A 23105-nucleotide genomic window follows, 5' to 3' on the forward strand; every position below is an offset into this window, starting at 1 on the left:
AACAGCCTGGCATAGTTGGATTTAAAGTACTTTAGTTAGTAACCATAAAAAGGGCAAGCTGATATAACTAAAAAGCAATGTTTAAGTAAGTTCAAATCCTGTGATGGACGTTAACGGCGTTTGGTCTATTCCTTTGTTTTTAAAAAATAAATGAATAGGTCCGCTGTCCGTTAGCGGCTTTCCGTTTTTGCAGAAAAGCAGCACCATCTCATCTACAACGCTTAGTGGGTAAGTAAGCTCCTTTTCTGCAGATTGGATCACAATTTGCTCTGCTTCTTTTAATGGCTCGGCATTTTTTATAAAAGGCGCAAGCGGCATGTAAAATGTACCTGTTATTATCTCTTGTTTTTTAAATTTTTTTCCTGCAGCTTTTTCAGGCAAATGTGCACCTTCAAGCAATTCCCGGTCCCAGTGCTTCGAAACCTCTTTCGTATATGCTTCCAAATCAGACTCAGATTGCGTCAAAGCAAATATTTCCTCACTTGTTTTTTTTCGGTCATCAAAAATCCAAACACTTGGATCGATAGTAATTGGAAATGCGACTAATCCCTTTACTTGCATGATTTGGTTCATATTTTTATCTCTCCTGTCTGTATGACTGCAATTAGTATGTATGTTTTTAGTATATCTTTTCTATGTTTCTTTGTCAGTTTTTAACTTTCGGCAGGTAAGGAGAATTCTAGATTAGCTTTCCTGTAAATAACTTTCTTGTGATAGTTCTTGCAATTTTCCTATGTTGAGTTTAAACTTTATAGATAGGATAATCGCTCGGAAACGGGGGGATAGGGTTGACTTCTGATATGATCATAAACCATAAAGAGAAAGCAAATGCACTGTTAAAAGCAGATGCTGACAAAATACTAAAGCTTATAAAAGTTCAAATGGATAACTTAACAATGCCGCAATGTCCTTTATATGAAGAAGTTCTGGATACACAAATGTTTGGATTATCCAAGGAGATAGATTTTGCTATTCGGTTAGGGTTAGTGGAAGAAAGCGTCGGCAAGAAGATACTAGACGAATTAGAAAAAGAACTCTCAGTATTACATGAAGCGTCTATAAGAAAATAATAAGCGAACTCAAACAAACGAACTTATTGTTTGAGTTTTTTTATTGTTGAAATCCATGTGATATTTTTTATATCATGTTAGAATAGTAAAAGCAGCAAAAGAAAAACTTCCAAGCTAATAGGCAGGAATTGAAACAAATGGCAGCGAATGTATTGTCATTGCTTAAACTTTAGTAAGGGGTAGCAGCGGATGTTCAAAAAAATCTTAAAATCATATGATTATACACTGATTGTTGCAATGGTATTACTTTCTCTATTTGGAGTAATTATGATATACAGTGCCAGTATGGTATCATCTGTCCAATATTATGGGGAAGACAGCAGCAGTTTCTTTTATAAGAAACAGATTCTTAACTTGCTTGTGGCAGGAGTGGCCTTTATTGTTGTCGCCCTTTTTCCTTATAAGGCATTTATGAGCAATAGATTTCTCGTTCCCATGGTTTTTATATCGTTAATTGGTCTTTTCGGTGTTTTTGTTCTTGGTCATGTGGCAGGAAATGCACAAAGCTGGTATAAGCTTGGAACGGCAAGCCTGCAGCCTGCGGAATTCGTTAAGCTGTCGGTGATTGTTTATCTCTCCGCCATCTATGCGAAAAAGCAATCTTACATAAACGAATTTAACAGAGGGGTTGCACCTCCGCTCGCATACTTATTGCTTGTATGTATGCTTGTCGGCTTACAGCCTGACTTTGGAACAGCAGCGATAATCTTCATGATTGCGGCAACGATTATTATCTGTTCCGGAATGAGTTTGAAGAACTTGTCAAAGCTAGCCGGCATCGGCCTTGCTGTAGTGGCAATTGCTGTAGTAGTTCTTCAGCTTTTTGGCAAAGATGTCTTGACTGAAAAGCAGCTGAGCAGGATTTTCGTATTTATGGATTCGCCTTTTGCTGAAGACATGGTCCAATCCACCGGCTACCAAATGAGCAACTCGCTTATTGCCATAGGCGGAGGAGGCTTAAAAGGTCTTGGATTAGGACAGGGTATACAAAAGCTCGGATATTTAACAGACGGCCACACAGACTTCATTATGGCGGTAATTGCAGAAGAGCTCGGTATTTTTGGAGTAGGCTTTGTAGTCGTATGCTTAAGCTATATCGTGTTAAGAGGTATATATATTGGATTGAAATGCAAAGATCCTTTTGGCAGCCTCCTTGCAATCGGGATTTCAAGCATGATTGGCATCCAGTCTTTCATTAACATCGGCGGTGTGTCAGGAGTGATACCTCTAACAGGTGTTCCGCTCCCTTTCGTAAGCTACGGAGGGTCATCGCTTGTACAGCTCGCCATAGGCATGGGAATATTGCTGAATGTTTCGATGTTCACTAAATATGAAAAAGTGTATAAAAATCGAGAAGAGGCTGTTCCTGAGGTTCCTTTGAGAAAAAGAATCGCACAGCAGGAAAGAATCTAGCATAAAGAAGATGCCCTAGTGGATTAGGGCATCTTCTTTAATTTTCCTATGTAAGTGAAGTATATCCATTTCAGTTATTTTATTTGGCTAACGGGGCAATTAGATTTATAATAGATTGTGGGTCGAAGGAATCTATTTCGCATAGAGAGACTTTTATTTTTTTGTAAAAAAATGCGGAAAAAAAGATTGAAATATGTTTTAATTATAAAAGGGCCTTTTTTCATCGTTTAAATGTTGTTAATAATTGTGAAATTGGGCACAAACAATCATTTACCTTTATGTTTATATAAAGGAAAGATGAGTTTAAGTGGGAATGAACAGTAATTCCAATTGCACTTTTAAGCTTTTTATAAAGGATATAGATTTGGTTTAAATAAGGGAGGAAACATCTATGGCAAATTATAGAGCGTATCCTGAAGCTCAGGTTGACGGGGAAGAATCACTGCCAAAAACATCTGCGTGGAAGGATTTCTTAGCGCTGATCAAAGTAGGTATTGTAAATTCTAACCTAATTACAGTCTTTACAGGATTGTGGCTGGCGCTGCATTTTTCTGGAGAGAAATTTTTGGTGAATATCGACACAGTCTTGTATACATTAATTGGTTCAGCCTTAATTATTGCAGGATCTTGTGCACTAAACAATTATATTGACAGGGATATTGATCCGCTGATGGAAAGAACTAAGGAGAGACCGACTGTTACTGGGAAAGTCACACCAGGCAAGGTTGCAGTTCTCGGATTCGGTTTGCTTGCAATCGGAACATTCTTTATGCTTCTAACGACTATCTCTGCAACGGTGATTGCATTGGTAGGAGCTTTCAGCTATGTGGTTGTCTACACAATGTGGTCTAAGAGAAGACTTGTTTCAAACACAGTTATCGGTAGCTTTTCCGGTGCTGTTCCGCCTTTAATCGGTTGGGCGGCAATTGATCCGAATCTTGATATTATGGCATGGAGCTTGTTCTTAATTATGTTCTTCTGGCAGCCACCGCATTTCTATGCATTGGCAATTAGAAGAGTAGAGGAGTACAGAGCAGCAGGAGTGCCGATGCTTCCTGTTGTAAAAGGCTTTGAAGTAACAAAAAAACATACGTATGCATGGGTTATCGCTTTACTTCCATTGCCATTCTTATTAGTGAAACTTGGTATTCCTTTCTTAATTCTGGCAACATTGCTTAATATCGGCTGGATTATCACAGGTATTATTGCAAGCAAGAAAAAGGACGAGATTAAATGGGCGACTGCTATGTTCGTATATTCTCTTCAATATATGACCATTTTATTCGTTGCCATGGTCCTTGTCACATTCATCATCTAAGTAAGAGGATATTCTATCAATGGATAGACACGATCATTCAACATAACTCCAATACTTAAGGCAGACTTACTTAACAGTAATTCCTAAAGCAGGCACAGTATACTTGATTCTTGCTTTAGGAAGCCGTTAAGATGAAAGGGAAAGCTAGACAAACTTTGGAGAGATTGTCGAATAGAAGTGTTATCCTTTTGCTAGAATATCCTTTTTTTGTCTTGCTTGTTTCGTACATATTTTTATTGTGTGCAAGGTACACTTGTTAAAAGCTTAGGGAATTCCCTTTAAAAATACTTATTTAGAGAGGGTTTGAAAATGAATTATTCACTACCGGTTTTACCTACTATTAGCACTGCATTTATTGTATTGAGTGCGATTTTTGTCGCAATTGGCTGGGGCTTAATAATCAAACGAAAATTGGAAGCACATCAAAAAGCAATGCTTATTGGCGCAATCTGTGCGGTTATTTTCTTTGTCATCTACGCTTCCAGAACTATTTTTATTGGGAATACTGCATTCGGTGGACCAGATGATATTAAAATATACTACACAATATTTCTGATTTTTCATATCACTTTAGCAACAACAGGCGCTGTGTTAGGAATTACGATGCTTGTCACAGGTTATAAGAAGAAATATGAAATTCACCGTAAGATTGGCCCAACTACGAGCATCATCTGGTTCTTCACTGCCATTACCGGTGTTGCGGTTTATTTACTGCTTTATGTAATCTATCATGGCGGAGAGACTACCTCTGTTATTAAAGCTATACTAGGATTTTAATTTCTAAAAAGTTCAGTCTATCAGATTTTATTTTAATAATGCTATACTATTTAGTAAGCAGCAAACATATAATGATAGAAATGATGGTAGAGAGGGGGTTCAGCCTCTGAAGACATTACTCAGAATTGTAATTATTATTTCTATATTGCTAGCGGTCTGGTTTTACATGAGTATTACTGATACAAGTGAAAACTCTGATGCCCTTGTAGATGACGGCACGAACTCAGCGAAAGTCGATGAAGGTCTTTCAGAAGAAGCGGACGAAGACACATCGATTTCAATGCCTGAAGAGGGGCTTGGAAGCATGATCGGCAGCAGTGCAAAGGACCTTGTCAAAAAATACGGAGAACCAGCAAGAAAAGACCCATCCAATTACGAATATGAATGGTGGATATACAATCAAGATTCCTCTAAATATTTTCAGGTTGGTGTGCTCGATGATAAAGTGGTGACGATTTTTGCAATTGGACAAGATGTGAACATAGCTCCGTACAAGATTGGCGAAGAAATCGGCAATATATATGAAAAGACACCAATCGAGACAAATATCAGTTTGAATTATGAGGACTCCTCCTACCGGTTTGAGCTTTCAGAAGATGAAATTAACAACAGGCCTCTTGTGAAAATGGGCGATTATTATGTGCAGCTGTACTTTGATAAGTTTACAGGAACACTCTCAAGCGTCCGTTATATGGATGCACGAACATTGCTTCAAATCAGGCCGTATGAGCTTGTATACAGAGGAGAGCTTTTGGAAGCAGATTTGGTAGTGAAGGAAAATGAAGCTGTTGAGGATGGCAATGAACGTCAAATATTAGATATTACGAATGTTATTAGAAGCAGGTTTAATTTAGGGAAGGTTCAATGGGATGAAGACACAGCAACAGTAGCTTTAGGTCATAGTGTAGATATGTATGATACGAAGAATTTTTCCCATACATCTGATAAATATGGCGACCTGGAGGAACGGCTCAAGACAGGAGATGTTTTTTATCAGCTTGCAGGGGAAAATATAGCAGCGGGATACACAGATGCAGCTGCTGTTATGGAAGGCTGGCTGAACAGCAAGGGGCACAGGGAATGCCTCTTGAATGAAAGCTTCACCCATTTAGGTGTAGGAGTATATAATAAATACTACACGCAAAACTTTATTGAAAAATGGTAAAAGGTTAACTGCAGCACTTTTATTGCTAAGAATCCACTTAACAATAAAAGTGCTTTTTTATGCCCAATTTTCTTTTGCCAACTAGGCACCTTTTAAGGAAGTTAACATATAGTAAGGTAGGCAAATTCAGCGTAATAGAGGTGAAAAAAGCATGTCAGGTAAACAACTTCATCCTTCAGTCCAACAATTTAAAGAGTTTGTGAAAGAGAATCCCCACATTATTCAAGAGGTGAGAAGTGGCGAAGCAACATGGCAGCAGTTATTTGAAGATTGGTACTTGCTGGGAGAAGAAGACGCTCGCTGGAGCAGTGAGCAAAATACAGGGCAAAGTACAGAAAAAACCGAAGAGACAGGAACAAATACAAGTAAATCATTATGGATGTCTTCTATTATGGATTCCATAAAAAATATGGATCAAAATCAGCTGCAAGGCTATATCGCTAATATCAACCAAGCGCTTGGTACAATTCAAGGTGTCATTGCGCAGTTTTCTCCAAACAGCAGCCCCTCTCAAGAGGCCAGCAAAGGTAAAGTGCAACAGCCGACAGGTCCTTTTGCATTTAGAAAAGATTAAGGAGGCAAATCTTTGAGGAAAAACGTGAAAGAGTACTTAGAGGAAAACAGGGAATTGCAGCAATTTATCCGGGAACAGCCGCTTTGGTACAGACAATTAAGCAGAAATCCAGGTGAATTACAGAGTTTTGAAGTTGCTTCATTACATTATTATAAAAAGACTATTCCTCATCATGTGGAGAAGTTTTCCAATGGTGTCCAAATGGCCTCGATGATGGTCGGGATGTTCCAAGCAATGAACTCACAATCGTGATGGTAAATTTTCGGCACTCTGTGTGAGTAAAAAGGGAAGCAGCAGCGAATACTAAACGAAAAGAATTCATGTTAGGGAGCTGTTCCTTATGAAAAAAATTCTAATGTTTTGTATTCCTGCTTTATTCCTTTTGAATGGCTGCAACAATGACGTTCCAGATCCTCAAGTGAAGGAGGAAGGACAAGCAGCAATGAATTTAGGAAGTGAAACAGCATTAGCATCAGCATACGTTCAGAGTCAAGATATTACCGTGCATTACCTCATTAAGGGTAATAATGTTTATATTGATTGTAAAGCACCATCTCTTTCTTTTCGCGAAGACAGTGGCAAGGAAACAGGGAAAATTATATTAGAAATGGACGGCAAGAATGTAGGGGAATACAAAAGCGCCGCATTTGTTGTCAGGAATGTAGAAAGCGGCCAGCACCAAGCTCTTCTTAAAATTATTAATAACAAAGGGATAAATTTGTTTCAAAAAGAATTTAGCGTGACAATCAACTAAGTCCTGTTAAGGCAGGTTTATGTACAGCTGTTTTCGTAACAGATTGCTTTCTTTTCTCGTATTTATCAGTTAAAATGAGAATTGGAGGTGAGCTAATCGTGCTTGCTACAACTGAAATGCTTATGTTACAAGAAGAGGCAGAGTCCATAGCGGAAATGATATTGGAATCAGATGTGGCAGAACAATATCGTATGCGCATGGCAAACCTTATAACTGATAAAGAAACACAGGGGAAAATCATTTCTTTTAATGAAATGAAAGAACTGTACGAAGAAGTGCAGCGCTTCGGCAAATATCATCCTGAGTATAAGAGAGTTATGATGGAAATCAGACAGCTCAAAAGGGATATGGATATGGACGAGAATGTTGCTGCATTTAAGATAGCAGAAAATAATCTGCAAAAATTGCTCGATGAGGTCAGTGTTATCATCGGAAGATCTGTTTCTGAATTCGTAAAGGTACCAACAGGAAACCCATTCTTCGATGAGCTTTCCGGCTGCAGCGGAGGCTGCGGAAGCGGAGGCAGCTGCAGCTGTTCGGCATAAATGATAGAAGGCGATGATGATTGCTTCATCGCCTTTTTTATGGATTAATGAAGGCGGAACCTTTCTAAAATTTACATAATTCATATGAATTTTTTTATTGCTATGCTAGAATATAAAAAAATAGAAGCGGGGGAATATCATGCTAGGGCAGAGACAAGGCATCATCGTGTACCTTTATTCGTTGAAGCAGGCGAAAATGCTGCGCAGATATGGAAATGTCCACTATATTTCCAAACGATTAAAGTATGTTGTGCTATATACTAATTTAACGGAAACAGAAGCTCTAATGGAAAAGTTAAACTCCTTTTCATTTGTGAAAAAAGTAGAGCCTTCGTATAAACCGTTTTTAAAAATGGAATTTGAAAATTCTAAACCGGACAAAGCAAAAGAATATGATTATAAGATGGGCATATAAAAAAACTAAGAATACATCTTGGTTTTTTTATTTTGAAAAAAAAAACCTGCAAGCTATTTGCTTGCAGGCTCCTTCTATATCCTCTTACAGGAAAGAAGGTAAAGGGAGAGGAGAAACCGGAGGAAGAACTTATGGGGAAACGTAAGTCTTCTCCGCGGTTGGCAACAACATCCTCGAATAGATGTTGTTAATTACAGTATTGCCAAGGAAGCGCACCTTATACATCAAAGTTTGCTTTTTTGTGAAAAATTAAAAACAGCTTGAGATTTGTGTGTGCCGATATCTGATTCTTTATAGAAGTGTAAATGAGTGTTGGAATCCCGGGAATGTTTATGATAGGATAGTCAATGATAAACTATCAACTAATAAATCAGTGGTGATGTATGATGAGAGTCGTTTCAGGAACGAATAAAGGCATTTCATTAAAGGCGGTGCCTGGCAATTCGACAAGACCGACTACGGATAAAGTGAAAGAAGCAATCTTCAATATGATTGGCCCGTATTTTGAAGGCGGAATTGGTCTCGACCTGTTTGCCGGCAGTGGTGGATTAGGGATTGAGGCGTTAAGCAGGGGGCTTGAAAAGGTCATTTTTGTTGATAAGGATGGAAAAGCTATACATACAGTTAAGACGAATATCGCTGCTTGCAAATTGGAAGCTAAAGCAGAGGTTTATCGCAATGAAGCAGACAGGGCGCTTAAAGCGCTAATAAAAAGAGATGTAGTTTTTGATTACATATTTTTAGACCCGCCTTATAAAAAACAGCAATTGGAGAAATTAGTCCTGATTATTAATGAAGAGGGCCTCCTTGCTGATGATGGTGTAATAGTTTGCGAACATGGTTCAGAAGTAGCACTCCCGGAAAAAATCGGCAGTTTTCAGCAAATTAAATATGAAAAGTATGGAATCATTGCTGTATCGATTTATTCAAAACAAACAGATATGGAGGAAAATGCATAAATGGCTAGTATTGCAGTATGTCCTGGCAGTTTTGATCCAATCACAAATGGTCATATCGACATTATTAAAAGAGGGGCAAAAGTTTTTGATCAAGTTTATGTTTGTGTTTTAAACAACTCATCGAAAAAGCCGTTTTTTTCTGTGCAGGAAAGACTTGAGTTAATAAAGGAAGTAACAAAGGACATTCCTAATGTAACTGTCTCCTCATATGAAGGTCTTCTTATTGAATATGCGAAAAGTGTCAATGCAACTGCCATCATTCGCGGCCTTCGTGCTGTTTCTGATTTTGAGTATGAGATGCAGATCACATCTATGAACAGAGTCTTATCAGATGAAATTGAAACTTTTTTTGTGATGACAAATAACCAATATTCATTTTTGAGCTCTAGTATTGTGAAAGAGGTCAGTAAATACGATGGAGATATATCTGAACTCGTACCGCCATCGGTTGAGAGTGCGTTAAAGGAAAAATTTCGTCAGTTAAAAAGTACAGATAAAAAGGGATTGTGAAGATTTTTCACAATCCCTTTTTTGTTAAACTGTCCGTTTCTTTCCTGGAAGCCGGAAGAAAAGGATGACAACATAAACGGACAAGCAAATAATGGTAAATGCCGGACCTATCTCCATCCATTTTTGCATAGCTTGGCTAATCCATCCCTGGTCTTCTAAAAACGCGGGCATCGCAAACGCTGGTTTATCATCATTAAGGAAATTCGCGCTGAAAACATCCCAGAACAAATACGTGTAAATACTTGCAAAAATAGCTTGCAGAATTCGTGCGAAGAAGAACGGCTTAAAACCAATATCTGTTTGTGCTAAGATACTTGCAACCTGTGCTTGCACACTCAATCCGCAAAAGCCAAGAATCATGCTTGTCACAATTGCTTGTTGCATTAAAGTGCTCGATTCTACTCCGCTTGTTAATTTACTTCCCAGCGTAATCTCGAAAATCCCGGCAATAAATGGGATAGACAAAGCGGTGGAGAAGGAAAAAAGCTCAAAGAATTTATCTATGAACCCAGCCAAAAGGGAAGTTACCTGCAAGTGAAACAGCAAGCGATTAATAACAGAAAAAAGAATGATGAACCCGCCTACCATTAATAGAGACTGTATGGAAGATGTTACAGCATCACCTAGCAGCTTTCCTAATGGACGCTTATCCTTCAAGCGGGTGTGATGAAGCTCCCGCAATGCACGCTTCAAAGAAGGAACTTTGCTGCTCTTTTTATCTTTCGGAATCTTTTCATCTACTCCGTAAAATCTCATACAAAGACCGACAGTAAAATTCGCTAAGTAATGGGCTCCTGCCAGCAGAAATCCAAGCTTCGGATTATGAAAGAAAGCAGCAGAAACGGCGCCGATAATGAACATCGGGTTAGAAGCATTTGAAAAGGAAACGAGCCTTTCAGCTTCAACCTTCGTAATTTGCTTTTCTTCTCTTAACCTGGCTGTTAATTTTGCTCCTGTAGGGAAGCCGGATACCATCCCCATCGCCCATACAAACCCGCCGACACCTGGAACTTTAAAAAGTGGGCGCATTACCGGTTCTAGTAAAACCCCTAAAAATCGAACAACTCCAAATCCGATTAAAACTTCAGATAAAATGAGAAAAGGAAGCAATGATGGAAAGACGATTGTCCACCATGTGTTTAGACCGTCCTTGGATGCTTCGACTGCTGTTGCAGGGAATGTAACTAGTGCAAAAGCTAAAAAAGATGCAGTGCCAGCTAGAATTATGGTTTTCACTTTCGAACGATACAAGAATATATTCCCTCCCCTTTATAAAACATCTATTTCAAACTCGTCCTTTTAGCCCTCTACCAAACAATATACTCATAAGCAGAAAAAAAAGACCATAAGATTACTATGACCAAATTAAATAATTGGAGGGTTTTCCTTTAATGAATAGACCGAAGATTGGATTAGCACTTGGTTCCGGCGGTGCCAGAGGGTTTGCGCATATCGGCGTCATCAAAATATTAAAAGAGGCCAATATTCCGATAGATTATATCGCAGGAAGCAGCATTGGAGCGATAGTTGCTTCCCTTTATGCGGCAGGCTCAGATATTGACAGACTTTATTTCATCTCTAAATTTTTTAAACGAAAATATTATCTTGATTTCACACTCCCGAGAATGGGTTTTATAGCAGGAAACAAAGTGAAAGAGCTTATTCATTTGTTTACGTATGGAAAAAATATTGAAGATTTGGATTTCCCTATTGCGATTGTCGCAACAGATTTGTCGTTGGGAGAAAAGGTTGTCTTTAAAAAGGGGCCGATTGCAGAGGCTGTCAGGGCAAGCATTTCGATTCCAGGCATTTTTGTGCCGGAAAAAATGGACGGGCGGCTTCTAGTGGACGGAGGAGTAATCGATAGGATTCCTGTTTCTGTCGTGAAAGAAATGGGGGCAGACTTAGTGATTGCCGTTGATGTAGCAAATGTAGGCAATGATGCCGAGATAAGCTCTATATACGATGTCATCATGCGCAGTATTGACATTATGCAGCGGGAGCTTGTTAATTATCGGGAAGAGGCGAGTGATTTTATGATAAGGCCCCAAGTTGAAATGTTTAACAGCAAGGCTTTTACCGATTTAGAGAAAATAATTGAAAGAGGAGAAGAGGAGGCAAGACTGCATACAGCTAACATAAAAAAAGCGATAGCAAAATGGAAAAGAGAAAAAAAGGAATGACCTGTTTTTACTTGGTCATTCCTTTTTTTTATTCATCTACCATGATAGGAACATGACTGTATTCCATCGCTAATAGCTCCTTCTGGTTTGCAGGGTGTGCACCCAGTGCATAAATAGATGCTGCTCGTATGTCTAAGTCAATTTGATGATGTTGTATGGAAGAAAGCTTGCTGATAAGTGGGAGTTTAAGTGTCTTTTTGTGCTTCTTCAAATAAGCTCTCCCTAGTTTTGTGCTGCCTAACAGTCGCAAGTATGCAGGTGTGTCGTTCTTTTGTATTTCCCCTTTTGTTGTGTTTGTCAGAATATGGACACATATTCGCTGGAGCCTTGTCCAAGTGTAGCGTTTCGTTTTCAACAAGGACATGAACTCCTGAAAGGAATCTGCTTTTTGACAAATCGCCAAAATTCGGTTCTCAATACCTTCCTCCACTTCATAAATCGTTTGCAGTTCACTCGGTGACATTTGTATAAGCCTAAACTTAAGATATGGCCAGTAATTTTCCCAATGATGAAAAATAGAGAAGGTTTGTTTGTAGTCTTCTAAGATCTTCAGAGTAGTGGTATTCACGTAGGGTGCAATCGTTTGAACGCTATGTTTTTCAAAAATTTCCTTGCGGATGCTCGTAGCGCTGGCAATAGTCTCGGAACTAAAATATGAATCATGATAATTTGCTTTAATCCGCGGAATTGTATAAAGACCCATCTGCAAGCCTTTTGACATTACTGCTTTTACATACTCAAAGCCCAAAATATTGTTTGGCAATGTTAAGTCGGCAATATTATCCTCACCTGTTGTTAAATCCGTAAAGGCAAGTGACATTGCTTTTGGATAACTGCAGCCTTCCTGCAGATGCTGCTTGATCCTTTCAGCGAATAAAGCATTCTTGCTAGTCAAGATATGGTATGCATTCATAAATTCATTGATTTTTCCAGACTCGCTGCCAAAGCAAACAGCATGACAGTGTAAACTGTCCAACAACTGTACTGCTCCTTGTGCAAAAATGGTTGCATGTTGTACGCTGAACGCATAGGGAAGTTCAATGACAAGATCAGCACCGCCAGAGATCGCCATCTCTGCTCTGTGCCATTTGGAAACTAATGCAGGTTCGCCCCGCTGCAGGAATGGTCCACTCATAACTGCTATGACAATATCTGCATCTGATAATTCCTTTGCTTTTTGGATATGATGTAAATGTCCATTATGAAATGGATTATATTCGACAATTATCCCAACAGCTTTCATTTCAAATCTCCTTACAAGTTTCTTTCAAGAATGATTGGCATTGCTTTCGTAACTATATCGATTAAAGCTCAATTTCTTATCCTAGAATACATGATAAAGAAACGATAAGCAAAGCTTATAAAGCAAGGATTCTTTTTGCGGAAAAAGGTGCAGCCATAATATTTGCAATTCCGTCTATTCGAGGTAGAATAGATACAGTGCTATTGCATTAGAATTGCAAACCCATCATGCTTTTAAGTATAAAAGGGAAAAGCAAAGATAGTGTAAAGAAAAAATATTGACAAATAATTATATGAAAGCTATAATTACCTTTGTTGCCTTGGGGTGATATATATGAAATGGACGTTAAGCCAGTTACAAAAATACCGAAGTAAGGGACTATCTATTGATGAAACAATCAACGCAGATGGAATTAAGGAAGTTGATTCCTCCATCAGGCGTGTATCTCCTATGCATATTACAGGAAGAACAGATATTGATTCAAAGAAAGTGACTTTTCATTTAAAAATACAAGGTCATTTAGTATTACCTTGCTCTCGTACTTTAGTAGACGTGGATTATCCAATTAATGTAGAAACGACTGAAACTTTCCTTTTGAATGTTCCGGATTATGAAACAGGAGAAGAGGAAGTTCATCAAGTAAAGGGCGATGTAATTGACTTATTGCCAATTATAGAAGAAATACTTTTACTTGAAGTACCAATGCAAGTCTTCTGTGAAGACAGTACAGAAGAGGGTGCTCCTCAATCCGGTAAGGACTGGGAAGTTATCCATGAGCAAGAGAAGAAGGAGAAAGTTGATCCTCGGCTTGCAGGACTTGCGAAATTTTTTGAAAATGAGTAAAGCTCCTTGCTTTATGCTTGGACAAACAAGAAAACCTGAGAATGGATTGTATCTGCTCTCAAGACTTTCTTAATACTCTTTAAGGAGGTGGGAAGAATGGCTGTACCTTTTAGAAGAACATCTAAAACTGCAAAAAGAAAACGTCGTACACATTTTAAATTACAAGTGCCTGGTATGGTAGAATGCCCTAACTGTGGTGAAATGAAACTTGCTCACCGCGTATGTAGCGCTTGCGGAACATACAAAGGTAAAGAAGTTGTAAGCAACTAATTTTCCTTTGAAAAAAGCACCGGACAAATAGTCCGGTGCTTTTTTTGTGCTTAAGTTAATCTTAGGAGAAAAAAACACTTAGTTATTTGTATAATAGAGGTATTAAATAGTAGTGACGAAGGAGGCAGCTTTGGCGTGATTGTGGTCAGTTCCTGTTTAGCAGGGTTGAAGGTAAGATATAACGGGTCGCATAGTCTTAATGAAAAGATTAAAGAGCTGATTGACAAAAAAGAGGCGATTGCCGTTTGTCCAGAATTGCTGGGAGGTTTTCAGACACCAAGAGAGCCCTGTGAAATTAAAGGCGGCAATGGCTATGATGTGCTCGATGGTCATGCAATTGTAATAGATAAAAGTGGGAATGATGTTACAGATTTATATGTAGATGGTGCCTTTAAAACACTGGCTGTTGTGAAGCAGCTGCAGGCGAGTACAGTCGTTCTTAAAGAGTCTAGCCCATCTTGTGGTAGCAGCTATATATACAATGGTAATTTTGAAGGGATACAGCATGAGGGAGCAGGAATTACAACAGCGCTATTAAGAAGGGCAGGAATTAAAGTTATATCAGAGAACGAACTCGCAAAAGCGTTGCTGTGATAGACTAGCTTTTTAGAAAATTTCAGAGTAGATTCTTTGTGAAATGCAGGTTTAGGCCAATAACTAGTCTAGTTAAGACAAGTCTTGTTTTGTTCTAGTGTGATTTTAAATATTTTTTTTCTAAAAGACTAAATATCAGTCTATCTTTTCTAGTATACGCATATGTATGAATAAAAAACACTAGGAGGGATTTAGCTGATGTCAACAACAAGACAAGATGCTTGGTCAAAAGATGAAGATATACTGCTAGCAGAAGTAGTACTCCGTTTAATTAGAGAAGGTGGAACACAGCTTCAAGCGTTCGAGGAAGTAGGAAAGCTATTAACAAGAACAAGTGCAGCATGCGGATTCCGCTGGAATTCATATGTGCGCAAACAATATAAATCAGCTATTGAATTAGCAAAGAGCCAAAGAAAGCAGTTAAAAAAAGGTTTTGTTCTTGTGGAAGAGCCAGTGGAAGAAGTTTCTTTCATAGGCGGTCAGCCAGAGCCTGTTGAAACGAAAAACTTTGAAGAAATTTTAGAATATTTAAAAGATATATATCAAAAATCTTTACAGCTTGAAGAACATCATAAGCTTGATAATGCAGCTGTTAAAGAGACTGCTGAACTTGAAGCAAAAATTAGTGAGCTGCACAATGAGAACCAAAAGCTCCAAAAGGAATTGCAAACAATGGATGAAGCCTATAAAGCGCTAGTTGATTTGATGGAAAAGGCTCGTAAAATGGTTGTATTTAAAGAAGAAGAAAAACAACAAAACGCTTAACAAAAGCAACATGGTCTTGCCCCCTTGAACCTTTCTTTGCAAAAGGATTCAAGGGGGCTTTTTCGTCTAAACGGATATATCTCCCTATAAAATTTTTCATTCATAATTATTTTTTCTGATCATATGGAACTGTTTTTGCTTTACACCTTTTATATTTATAGGTACTTTGGTCTTAATTGCTACTAATTTAGCTGGAAAATGTTAAGATGGTACTACAGAATAATAAAGAATACAGGGGAAAAGGTGTTGAAATGAAAATAAGCATTATCGGCGGTGGGGCTATTGGCTTGCTTTGTGCAGCTTATTTAGCACCAAAACATGATGTAACCGTATTTGTCCGCACACAAAGCCAAAAAGCACAATTAAGGGAAAAGGGACTGACCCTTTTTTTGGCGAATAAAGAAGAACAGCATCATTTTACGGTAGAATTATTTGAAAATTGGGATGGAGCAGGAGATCTGTCCATCATAACTGTTAAGCAGTATCAGCTTTTGCCTGTGATGAAAAAAGTGACGGAACTGTCATCCGAAATCAGAGGGCTTTTGTTTCTGCAAAATGGAATGGCTCACCTGGAAGCACTAAATAGTTTGGCAGTGGAAGAATTATATGTTGGGATTGTAGAGCATGGTGTGATGAAGCTCGACAGCACTTCTATTAGACACACCGGAATCGGGACGATTCAAATTGCTAGTCTACCATTTAAAGACCAAGTCCGTTTGAATCTGACAGGCACTATTCTAGAGCAGGACAGTATTCCAGGATTTTTGGTGCAGATTCAGCCAGACCCGATATTGATGATGCAAAAAAAACTGGTAGTAAACTGTTTGGTTAATACATTGACAAGCATTTTGGAAGTGACTAATGGCCAGCTACTCGAAAATCCTCACTATAAACGACTTCTAGCACCTTTTTTAGCAGAGATAACGGATACCTTCGGCTGGAATGAACAAAAAAAAGAGACATGCAAACAGTACGTTTGGAAGGTTATTAAGCAGACAGCTGCAAATAAGTCTTCTATGCTGAAGGACATAGAGGCAGGGAGAGAGACAGAAATTGATGCTATCTTAGGGTATGTGTTGAAGATTGCTGCACAGACAAATAAACATCTGCCGTTATGCGCTGCCTATTATGCCATGCTAAAAGGCAAAGAGCAGGAAAGGAAAGGGGGGATATAATGTTTCAATTTACGTCTGCAGTCATTAGTTTTTTCGTTGCATTCCCAGTTATTTGCTATCTTTTGATATTTATCCTCAGTAAACAAATGACGAAAAAACATAAATTATCTGTACATATTGCGTTAGATATAAGCACGCTCTTTTTTATCATTTCTGTCCATTTTTTAATTATATCTATTTGGGGAAAGTCCATGCTGTCTTATATATTGTTAGTGATCCTTTTTATTGGTGTCTTCATTGTGATCCTTCATTGGAAAGTGAAACAAGAAATTATTTATAAGAAAGTCTTCCGAGGATTTTGGAGAATTAACTTTCTGCTCTTTTTTTGTGCCTATCTTTTTTTAATGGCATACGGACTCGTCTACTATGTAATGAAACAGTTTGGCATATAGCTAATGAGCATATCTGAAAGAAAAAGACAATTTTTAAGCAAAGTCTTTTTCTTTTTTTTAAAGAGAATGCTATACTCTCTATGTATGTAAAGTATAGGTTATTTTCTTTAAGCAATATAATAATCACGGACGACATAAAATAATAAATAAAAATGAAAACTTTTTTGATGAGAAAGGAAGTACATAAATGGAGATGGTAAATCTCTCGTTGCCAGCGGGGAATCAGTTTGTGACAGATTATTTATCACAGGACGATAAAGTGAAAGGTTTTTATCATTATAATCATGGTGATAAAGATAGTTATTTTCAAAGGGTGAAGGAACTGGAGAAGAGACAGTTCATGAGAAATGAATTAGCTGATCATATTGCTGGTTATATGAGAGCTTTTCCGCAATCAGAGAAAGTCCAGCAAAATATCGCCAATTTAAGAAAGGACAACAGTGTTGTTGTCATTGGTGGACAACAGGCTGGTATACTTACAGGCCCGCTCTATTCTGTACATAAAATCATCAGCATCATTCTCCTTGCAGAAAAAAAGGGTAGTGAGCTTGGAATACCTGTAGTTCCTGTATTTTGGATTGCTGGTGAAGATCATGATTATTTGGAAGTAAACCATGTATTTGTGCCTGGAGCAGAGAAAATGGAAAGAAAAACATTCCCGCAAAGGGTAGTGGAAAAGAAGATGGCTTCCGATATTGAGCTCGATAAAGAAATTTGTTATGCATGGGCAGAGAAGCTAATCAAGGCTGATGGCGAAACAGAGCATTCAAAAGAGCTCTTGGTATTAGTGAAAGAGGCAGTTGATGCATCCCATACTTTTGTTGACCTGTTCAGCTATTTAGTGATGCACTTATTCCAGGAGTTTGGTTTACTGATTGTTGATTCAGGTGATAAAGCATTACGTGTTCTCGAAAAAGAAATTTTCTTAAACCAAATAGACCAGTTTAAAGAAATAGGAGAAGCTGTTCAAAAACAGCAAACGATTGTTAAAGAAAGCGGCTATTCTACAGTTATTGAAATGAGTGATAATCCTGTCAACTTGTTCTATTATGATGAAGAAAATTCAGAGAGAATACTGCTTACATATGATGAAGAAAAAAGTCTGTTTGTCGGTAAAGACCAGACAGTACATTTTACGTTAGAGGAATTAAAGGAAATCGCAAGTGAATTCCCTCATAAGCTTAGCAATAATGTGGTGACAAGACCAATCATGCAGGACCTTCTTTTCCCGACACTTGCGTTTATTGGCGGTCCTGGGGAAATCGCTTATTGGGGCGAGTTGAAGCAGGCTTTTGAACAAATGAATATTAAAATGCCGCCAATTGTACCGCGTCTAAATATCACCTTGCTTGAGAGATGTGTGGAAGCTGATATGGAAGAGCTTGGTTTAACGCTCGCAGATGTATTACAGTCAGGCACAGAGGAAGCATGCAACTCGTTCCTTGCAGCTGTTAGCAATGATAAGGTGGATGATCTTATTGTTCAGTTGAAATCCGACATTGCCAATAAATACAAGGATTTGCAAAGTGAAATGGAAAAAACCATGAAAGGCATGCTGCCATTGCTTCAAAAGAATGAGAATCTCCTGCTTAATCAAGTGGATTTCCTCGCTAAAAAGGTGGAAATGGACCTAAAGACGAAGCATGAGGTGATTTTAAATAAGTATGCACGAATTGAACGATGTATCAGGCCAGACGGGATACCGCAAGAGCGTGTATGGAATATTTTCTACTTTTTGAATCACTTTGGTCTTCATTTCCTTGAAGATGTACTGAAGCTGCCGATGGAGTTTGACGGCAGCCACAAGGTTGTTAAATTGTAATATTTGTAGCTGTCCTGTTAAAAAGGGCAGCTTTTTTTGCGTTTATCAGGCAAAATCAAACATTTTTCCTCAAATGTTCAGTAAAACAGCCGAAATAAAAGGCGAAACCGCAAAATTTGCTAATAAAAATACAGGGATATCTCTTGCAGGAAATGCATAATACAGATAGAATTTATGTATCAGTGGTGGAAAGTGGGGGAATGTGGTACATTGAGGTTAGAAAGTGGGGGTTGCAGGTATGTTTATGGGCGAATATCATCATAATGTTGACGCCAAAGGTCGTTTGATCGTACCTGCGAAATTTAGGGACCATTTAGGGGAAACCTTTATACTAACCCGCGGACTTGATCAATGTTTATTCGGTTACCCGCTCTCAGAATGGGAGATAATAGAAGAGAAGCTGAAGGCGCTGCCTTTAACGAAAAAGGACGCTCGGGCTTTTACACGTTTTTTCTTTTCTGGAGCCACAGAATGCGAGCTCGATAAACAAGGGCGCATTAATATTGCTTCCCCGCTTGTGCAGTATGCAAAGCTGGAAAAGGAATGCATAATTTTAGGTGTATCCAATCGCATCGAAATCTGGAGTAAATCACTCTGGGAAGAATATTTTTCAGAATCTGAGGATTCTTTTGCAGAAATTGCAGAAAATATGATTGGCTTTGATATTTAAAAATGGTTTTTAGAATAATCTATAGACAGGTGGACAACATGTTTAAACATACTACAGTATTGCTGAATGAGGCCGTTGACGGCTTAAATATACAACCAGATGGCATTTATGTCGACTGTACGCTTGGTGGAGCAGGACATAGTGAACTGATTCTATCCAAACTATCTGACAAAGGCAGACTGATTGCTTTTGACCAAGATGAGACAGCTATCATGAATGCAGAGAAAAAACTTGAACCCTATAAGGACAAGCTGACAATCGTCAAAAGCAACTTCAGCAATTTAAAGGAAGAAATACATAATCTTGGAATTACAGGTGTGGATGGGGTGCTTTACGATTTAGGTGTTTCCTCACCTCAGCTAGATACACCAGAAAGAGGCTTCAGCTATCACCATGATGCCCCTCTCGATATGAGAATGGACAGTGATGCAGATATATCTGCATACGAAGTTGTTAATAATTGGAAGTACGAAGATTTAGTGAGAATCTTTTTCCGTTATGGGGAAGAGAAATTTTCAAAGCAAATCGCCCGCAAGATTGAAGCGGCAAGGGAAACAAAGCCTGTAGAAACGACTGGGGAGCTTGTTGAATTAATTAAAGACGCAATTCCAGCACCTGCAAGACGAAAAGGCGGACATCCGGCAAAAAGAGTATTCCAAGCCATCAGAATTGCTGTAAATGATGAATTGGGTGTTTTTGAAGACTCCATTGGACAAGCTATTTCATTGTTAAATAAGGGCGGAAGAATAAGTGTCATTACCTTCCATTCCCTTGAAGATAGAATTTGCAAGGCTGCATTTAAAAAGGCGAGCGATTTACCTGACTTACCGCCAGGTTTGCCAATCATTCCTGATGAGTTTCAGCCAGAGTTAAAGCTAATCACTAGGAAACCGATTGTTCCGTCTGAAGAAGAGCTTGAAGAAAATAACAGAGCAAGATCTGCGAAGCTTCGCATTGCAGAGAAATTATAAAAACTTTAGGAGGTATACAAATGAGCAATTTAGCGCGAAAGCTGCAGCAGGAACAGTTTCAGCAAGAAGAAAAACAAACATTTAAAAAGGTAATAAAGCAAACTAAATCATTATTATCTCCTGGAGAAAAACTGCTTGGAATTGCTTTCGTTGCATTGCTGTGCATTGGCGGTGTGAAGATTGTCAGCAACCAAGCAGAGATTTATCAAGTGAACAAGGATATCCAAGTTGCCGAAGGCTCGATTTCTAAGCTTGAGAAGTCCAATAAGGAACTGGATATTGAAGTGAAGGATTTGAGCAGCTTTGAAAGAATTAGGGAAGTGGCAGAAAAACTTGGCCTTGATTTTAGCAAAGATAATGTAAAGGTTGTGCAATAAAAAATGATTCGAAAGCAGCAGAATATTAACCTTGGAGCAGCCATCTTGTTTTTATTTTTCTGTCTGCTCTTTTTTATTTTAATCGTCCGGTTTGCCGTCATTCAATCAACAGGGAAAGTCTCTGGTGAGGTGCTGGCAAAAGAAGCTGAAAAAAAATACAGCTCCTCTATGGTATTAGAAGCGTCGAGAGGGACGATTTATGACAGAAATAAAGATGTGATTGCAGAGGATGCGTCATCCTATAAGCTTGTAGCAGTTACAGACAGTTCTTTGAGCAAGAATGATACTGAAAATCCAATTCATGTGGCTGATCCAGAAAAAACGGCTAAAGAGCTTGCTAAATATATTGATATGGAAGAATCAGAGATATATAGAATCTTGACAAAAGAAGGAGCTAAGCAGGTAGAATTCGGATCTGCAGGTAAAAATCTTTCTTATGAAACAAAGAAGAAAATTGAAGACTTAAAGCTTCCTGGTGTTCTCATAGTGGAAGGGAAAAAACGCTTCTATCCTAATGGAACATTTGCTTCCCACGTCATCGGGTATGTAGAGGAAAAGGAAGATGAGGCAACAGGTAAATATACAGCTACAGGTAAACTGGGCATTGAAGAGAGCTTGAATAATCTTCTCACAGGTAAAGACGGTTACTTAAATTATAAGCGGGATATTTGGGGATATATACTGCCAGATTCAGAGGAAGATATAACACCTGCTCAGAACGGTGATGACGTCTATTTGACATTGGATAAAAAAATTCAATCCTTCCTAGAAGATACGATGTCGAAGGTGCAGGAGAAGTATAATCCGAAAAAGATGATTGCGATTGTGGCAAATCCAAAAACTGGTGAAATTTTAGCTATGAGCCAGCGGCCTAGCTTTGACCCGGAAACATTGGAAGGAATCAATGCTACTTGGCATAATGAAGCAATCGAAACTTCCTATGAGCCTGGGTCAACGATGAAAATCTTCACATTGGCAGCGGCGATTGAAGAGGGCAAGTTTGATGCAAACGCAAAATATCAATCAGGTTCATACAAAGTAACAAAAAATTCGCAGACAATCCATGACCATAATGGAAGCGGCTGGGGATCAATAACTTATTTAGAAGGAGTTCAGCGCTCATCTAATGTGGCCTTTGCAAAAATTGCGAAAGAACAGCTTGGCTTTGAAAAGCTGCGAGAGTACATCACAAACTTTGGACTTGACCAAAAAACAGGGATTGACTTGCCGCATGAAGCGAACAGCTCGATTGCCTTTACTTGGCCTGTTGAGAAAATTACAACTGCATATGGACAAGGAACAGCCTTGACTCCTATTCAGCAAATCCAAGCGGTAACGGCCATTGCCAATGACGGCAAAATGGTCAAGCCACATGTAATTGACAAGATTGTTGATCCGAATACGAATAAAGTGGTAAAACAAGTGAAAACAGAGGTTGTCGGAACACCTATTTCAGCAGCTACAGCTAAAGAAGTTCGCGACATTTTAGAAACAGTAGTGACAGATCCTAAAGGGACAGGCTATAAAAAATATAATGTTGATGGGTACAGTGTTGCCGGTAAAACGGGCACGGCCTCCATTCCGAAAGCAGGCGGCGGCTATTTAACAGGAAGCAGCAATTATGTTTTCTCCTTTTTAGGAATGGCGCCGAAGGACGACCCAGAACTTGTTATGTATGTGGCAGTTCAGCAGCCTGAATTGAAAGAAACACAAACAGGTTCTGACCCTGTTGCTGAAATCTTTACATCTGTTATGAAGAGCAGCCTTCAATATATGGAGATTCAGCCTACTGCTGACAGTTCCCTGCAAACAGTTGATGTCCCAGATCTTGCTGGTATGAGCACATCTGTAGCGGAAAAAGAACTGAAGAAATCTGGTTTAGAACTGGTAGTAACAGGTGAAGGTAGCACGATTACAGACCAGCTCCCTGCTGCAGGGGAAAGTTATCTCGAAGGAGAAAAAATTGTCGTGAAGACAGACGGAAAAGGAACTGTGCCAGATATGATTGGCTGGTCATTGCGAGATATACTAAAAGTGACAGACTTGCAGTCCTTAAAGCTGAAAACGAACGGCAACGGCTATGCGACAAAGCAAAGCATAAAAGCAGGTAAAACAGTCAAGGAAAATGATACATTAACGATACAATTGAAAAAACCAGAATAAAAAATAAGGTCCGCATGCAGCGGGCCTTATTTTTTTGTAAAGGGATGGTAAATGCCTGCAACTTCTATAGTCTTTGATTCTAAACAGAGGTGTACAAGCATATATTGGAACGAGCCATAGAAAAAGGAGGTTCTAAA

Annotated in this window: 27 protein-coding genes; 24 read left to right on the plus strand and 3 right to left on the minus strand. The window is 38.7% G+C overall.

What is annotated here, in order from left to right:
- Positions 1-81: 81 nt before the first annotated feature.
- Positions 82-573 (minus strand): peptidyl-prolyl cis-trans isomerase, encoded by a 492-nt coding sequence (locus tag L8T27_RS06485; protein WP_233314535.1) that lies wholly within the window; start codon positions 571-573, stop codon positions 82-84.
- A gap of 215 nt (positions 574-788) precedes the next feature.
- On the opposite strand from L8T27_RS06485, the gene L8T27_RS06490 reads away from it, so the two are divergent.
- The 12 genes from L8T27_RS06490 (at position 789) to coaD (ending at position 9500) form a co-directional block, all read left to right on the plus strand.
- A complete protein-coding gene (locus L8T27_RS06490) occupies positions 789-1070 on the plus strand; it encodes an Fpa/YlaN family protein (protein ID WP_233314534.1) in 282 nt (93 codons plus the stop codon).
- A 189-nt stretch (positions 1071-1259) separates the two neighbouring features.
- Positions 1260-2483 (plus strand): FtsW/RodA/SpoVE family cell cycle protein, encoded by a 1224-nt coding sequence (locus L8T27_RS06495; protein WP_233314532.1) that lies wholly within the window; start codon positions 1260-1262, stop codon positions 2481-2483.
- A gap of 391 nt (positions 2484-2874) precedes the next feature.
- Positions 2875-3801, plus strand: a complete 927-nt coding sequence (gene cyoE, locus L8T27_RS06500) for a heme o synthase (RefSeq protein WP_233314531.1) — start codon at positions 2875-2877, stop codon at positions 3799-3801.
- Between the two features lie 309 nt (positions 3802-4110).
- Entirely contained in the window at positions 4111-4578 is a 468-nt protein-coding gene (locus L8T27_RS06505) for a DUF420 domain-containing protein (RefSeq protein ID WP_233314530.1), read from the plus strand.
- A gap of 106 nt (positions 4579-4684) precedes the next feature.
- Positions 4685-5743, plus strand: coding sequence for a CAP domain-containing protein (locus tag L8T27_RS06510; protein WP_396953775.1), 1059 nt, complete (start codon positions 4685-4687; stop codon positions 5741-5743).
- A 151-nt stretch (positions 5744-5894) separates the two neighbouring features.
- On the plus strand, positions 5895-6317 hold the full coding sequence (locus L8T27_RS06515) for a YlbD family protein (protein ID WP_233314528.1): 423 nt from the start codon (positions 5895-5897) through the stop codon (positions 6315-6317).
- Between the two features lie 12 nt (positions 6318-6329).
- Positions 6330-6569: a YlbE-like family protein gene (locus tag L8T27_RS06520; protein WP_233314527.1), complete on the plus strand. Its 240-nt coding sequence runs from the start codon at positions 6330-6332 to the stop codon at positions 6567-6569.
- Between the two features lie 88 nt (positions 6570-6657).
- Positions 6658-7071 (plus strand): hypothetical protein, encoded by a 414-nt coding sequence (locus L8T27_RS06525; protein WP_237941158.1) that lies wholly within the window; start codon positions 6658-6660, stop codon positions 7069-7071.
- A gap of 98 nt (positions 7072-7169) precedes the next feature.
- Complete coding sequence (locus L8T27_RS06530) at positions 7170-7616, plus strand: YlbF/YmcA family competence regulator (protein WP_233314524.1); 447 nt, start codon at positions 7170-7172, stop codon at positions 7614-7616.
- Between the two features lie 139 nt (positions 7617-7755).
- Positions 7756-8031 (plus strand): YlbG family protein, encoded by a 276-nt coding sequence (locus L8T27_RS06535; RefSeq protein ID WP_233314523.1) that lies wholly within the window; start codon positions 7756-7758, stop codon positions 8029-8031.
- 386 nt (positions 8032-8417) lie between these two features.
- A complete protein-coding gene (gene rsmD, locus L8T27_RS06540) occupies positions 8418-8990 on the plus strand; it encodes a 16S rRNA (guanine(966)-N(2))-methyltransferase RsmD (RefSeq protein WP_233314790.1) in 573 nt (190 codons plus the stop codon).
- A complete protein-coding gene (coaD, locus tag L8T27_RS06545; protein WP_233314522.1) occupies positions 8991-9500 on the plus strand; it encodes a pantetheine-phosphate adenylyltransferase in 510 nt (169 codons plus the stop codon). It begins immediately after the preceding gene.
- A gap of 24 nt (positions 9501-9524) precedes the next feature.
- On the opposite strand, the gene ylbJ is transcribed toward coaD, so the two are convergent.
- Positions 9525-10751, minus strand: a complete 1227-nt coding sequence (gene ylbJ / locus L8T27_RS06550) for a sporulation integral membrane protein YlbJ (protein WP_233314521.1) — start codon at positions 10749-10751, stop codon at positions 9525-9527.
- A gap of 140 nt (positions 10752-10891) precedes the next feature.
- Here ylbJ and L8T27_RS06555 point away from each other — a divergent pair, with 140 nt between their 5' ends.
- The gene (locus L8T27_RS06555; protein WP_233314520.1) at positions 10892-11683 is read left to right on the plus strand and encodes a patatin-like phospholipase family protein; all 792 of its coding nucleotides are present in this window, start codon (positions 10892-10894) and stop codon (positions 11681-11683) included.
- A gap of 28 nt (positions 11684-11711) precedes the next feature.
- Here the strand turns inward: L8T27_RS06555 and L8T27_RS06560 are convergent, their stop codons facing one another.
- A complete protein-coding gene (locus L8T27_RS06560; protein WP_237941159.1) occupies positions 11712-12926 on the minus strand; it encodes a nucleotidyltransferase in 1215 nt (404 codons plus the stop codon).
- Between the two features lie 333 nt (positions 12927-13259).
- Here L8T27_RS06560 and L8T27_RS06565 point away from each other — a divergent pair, with 333 nt between their 5' ends.
- The 11 genes from L8T27_RS06565 to L8T27_RS06615 all read left to right on the plus strand — a co-directional run bounded on the left by L8T27_RS06565 (position 13260) and on the right by L8T27_RS06615 (position 22968).
- Complete coding sequence (locus L8T27_RS06565; protein WP_233314518.1) at positions 13260-13769, plus strand: YceD family protein; 510 nt, start codon at positions 13260-13262, stop codon at positions 13767-13769.
- A 96-nt stretch (positions 13770-13865) separates the two neighbouring features.
- Positions 13866-14039: a 50S ribosomal protein L32 gene (rpmF, locus tag L8T27_RS06570; RefSeq protein WP_016200993.1), complete on the plus strand. Its 174-nt coding sequence runs from the start codon at positions 13866-13868 to the stop codon at positions 14037-14039.
- A 135-nt stretch (positions 14040-14174) separates the two neighbouring features.
- A complete protein-coding gene (locus tag L8T27_RS06575; protein ID WP_233314517.1) occupies positions 14175-14633 on the plus strand; it encodes a 2-thiouracil desulfurase family protein in 459 nt (152 codons plus the stop codon).
- Positions 14634-14831: 198 nt separating this feature from the next.
- Positions 14832-15398 carry an RsfA family transcriptional regulator gene (locus L8T27_RS06580; protein WP_233314515.1) on the plus strand — a complete coding sequence of 189 codons (567 nt, stop codon included), beginning with the start codon at positions 14832-14834 and terminating at the stop codon, positions 15396-15398.
- 251 nt (positions 15399-15649) lie between these two features.
- On the plus strand, positions 15650-16573 hold the full coding sequence (locus L8T27_RS06585; RefSeq protein ID WP_237941160.1) for a 2-dehydropantoate 2-reductase: 924 nt from the start codon (positions 15650-15652) through the stop codon (positions 16571-16573).
- Entirely contained in the window at positions 16573-16965 is a 393-nt protein-coding gene (locus L8T27_RS06590) for a DUF3397 domain-containing protein (protein WP_233314513.1), read from the plus strand. Before L8T27_RS06585 ends, L8T27_RS06590 begins: the two co-directional genes overlap by 1 nt.
- Positions 16966-17152: 187 nt before the next feature.
- Positions 17153-18787 carry a bacillithiol biosynthesis cysteine-adding enzyme BshC gene (gene bshC, locus L8T27_RS06595; RefSeq protein ID WP_233314512.1) on the plus strand — a complete coding sequence of 545 codons (1635 nt, stop codon included), beginning with the start codon at positions 17153-17155 and terminating at the stop codon, positions 18785-18787.
- Between the two features lie 238 nt (positions 18788-19025).
- A complete protein-coding gene (gene mraZ, locus L8T27_RS06600; protein WP_233314511.1) occupies positions 19026-19457 on the plus strand; it encodes a division/cell wall cluster transcriptional repressor MraZ in 432 nt (143 codons plus the stop codon).
- Between the two features lie 38 nt (positions 19458-19495).
- Positions 19496-20428, plus strand: a complete 933-nt coding sequence (gene rsmH, locus L8T27_RS06605; RefSeq protein ID WP_233314510.1) for a 16S rRNA (cytosine(1402)-N(4))-methyltransferase RsmH — start codon at positions 19496-19498, stop codon at positions 20426-20428.
- 20 nt (positions 20429-20448) lie between these two features.
- The gene (ftsL, locus tag L8T27_RS06610) at positions 20449-20805 is read left to right on the plus strand and encodes a cell division protein FtsL (protein WP_233314509.1); all 357 of its coding nucleotides are present in this window, start codon (positions 20449-20451) and stop codon (positions 20803-20805) included.
- Between the two features lie 3 nt (positions 20806-20808).
- Complete coding sequence (locus L8T27_RS06615) at positions 20809-22968, plus strand: penicillin-binding protein (protein ID WP_237941161.1); 2160 nt, start codon at positions 20809-20811, stop codon at positions 22966-22968.
- Positions 22969-23105: the final 137 nt, after the last annotated feature.

Source organism: Niallia sp. Man26 (assembly GCF_022049065.2).
GTDB lineage: Bacteria > Bacillota > Bacilli > Bacillales > Cytobacillaceae > Niallia.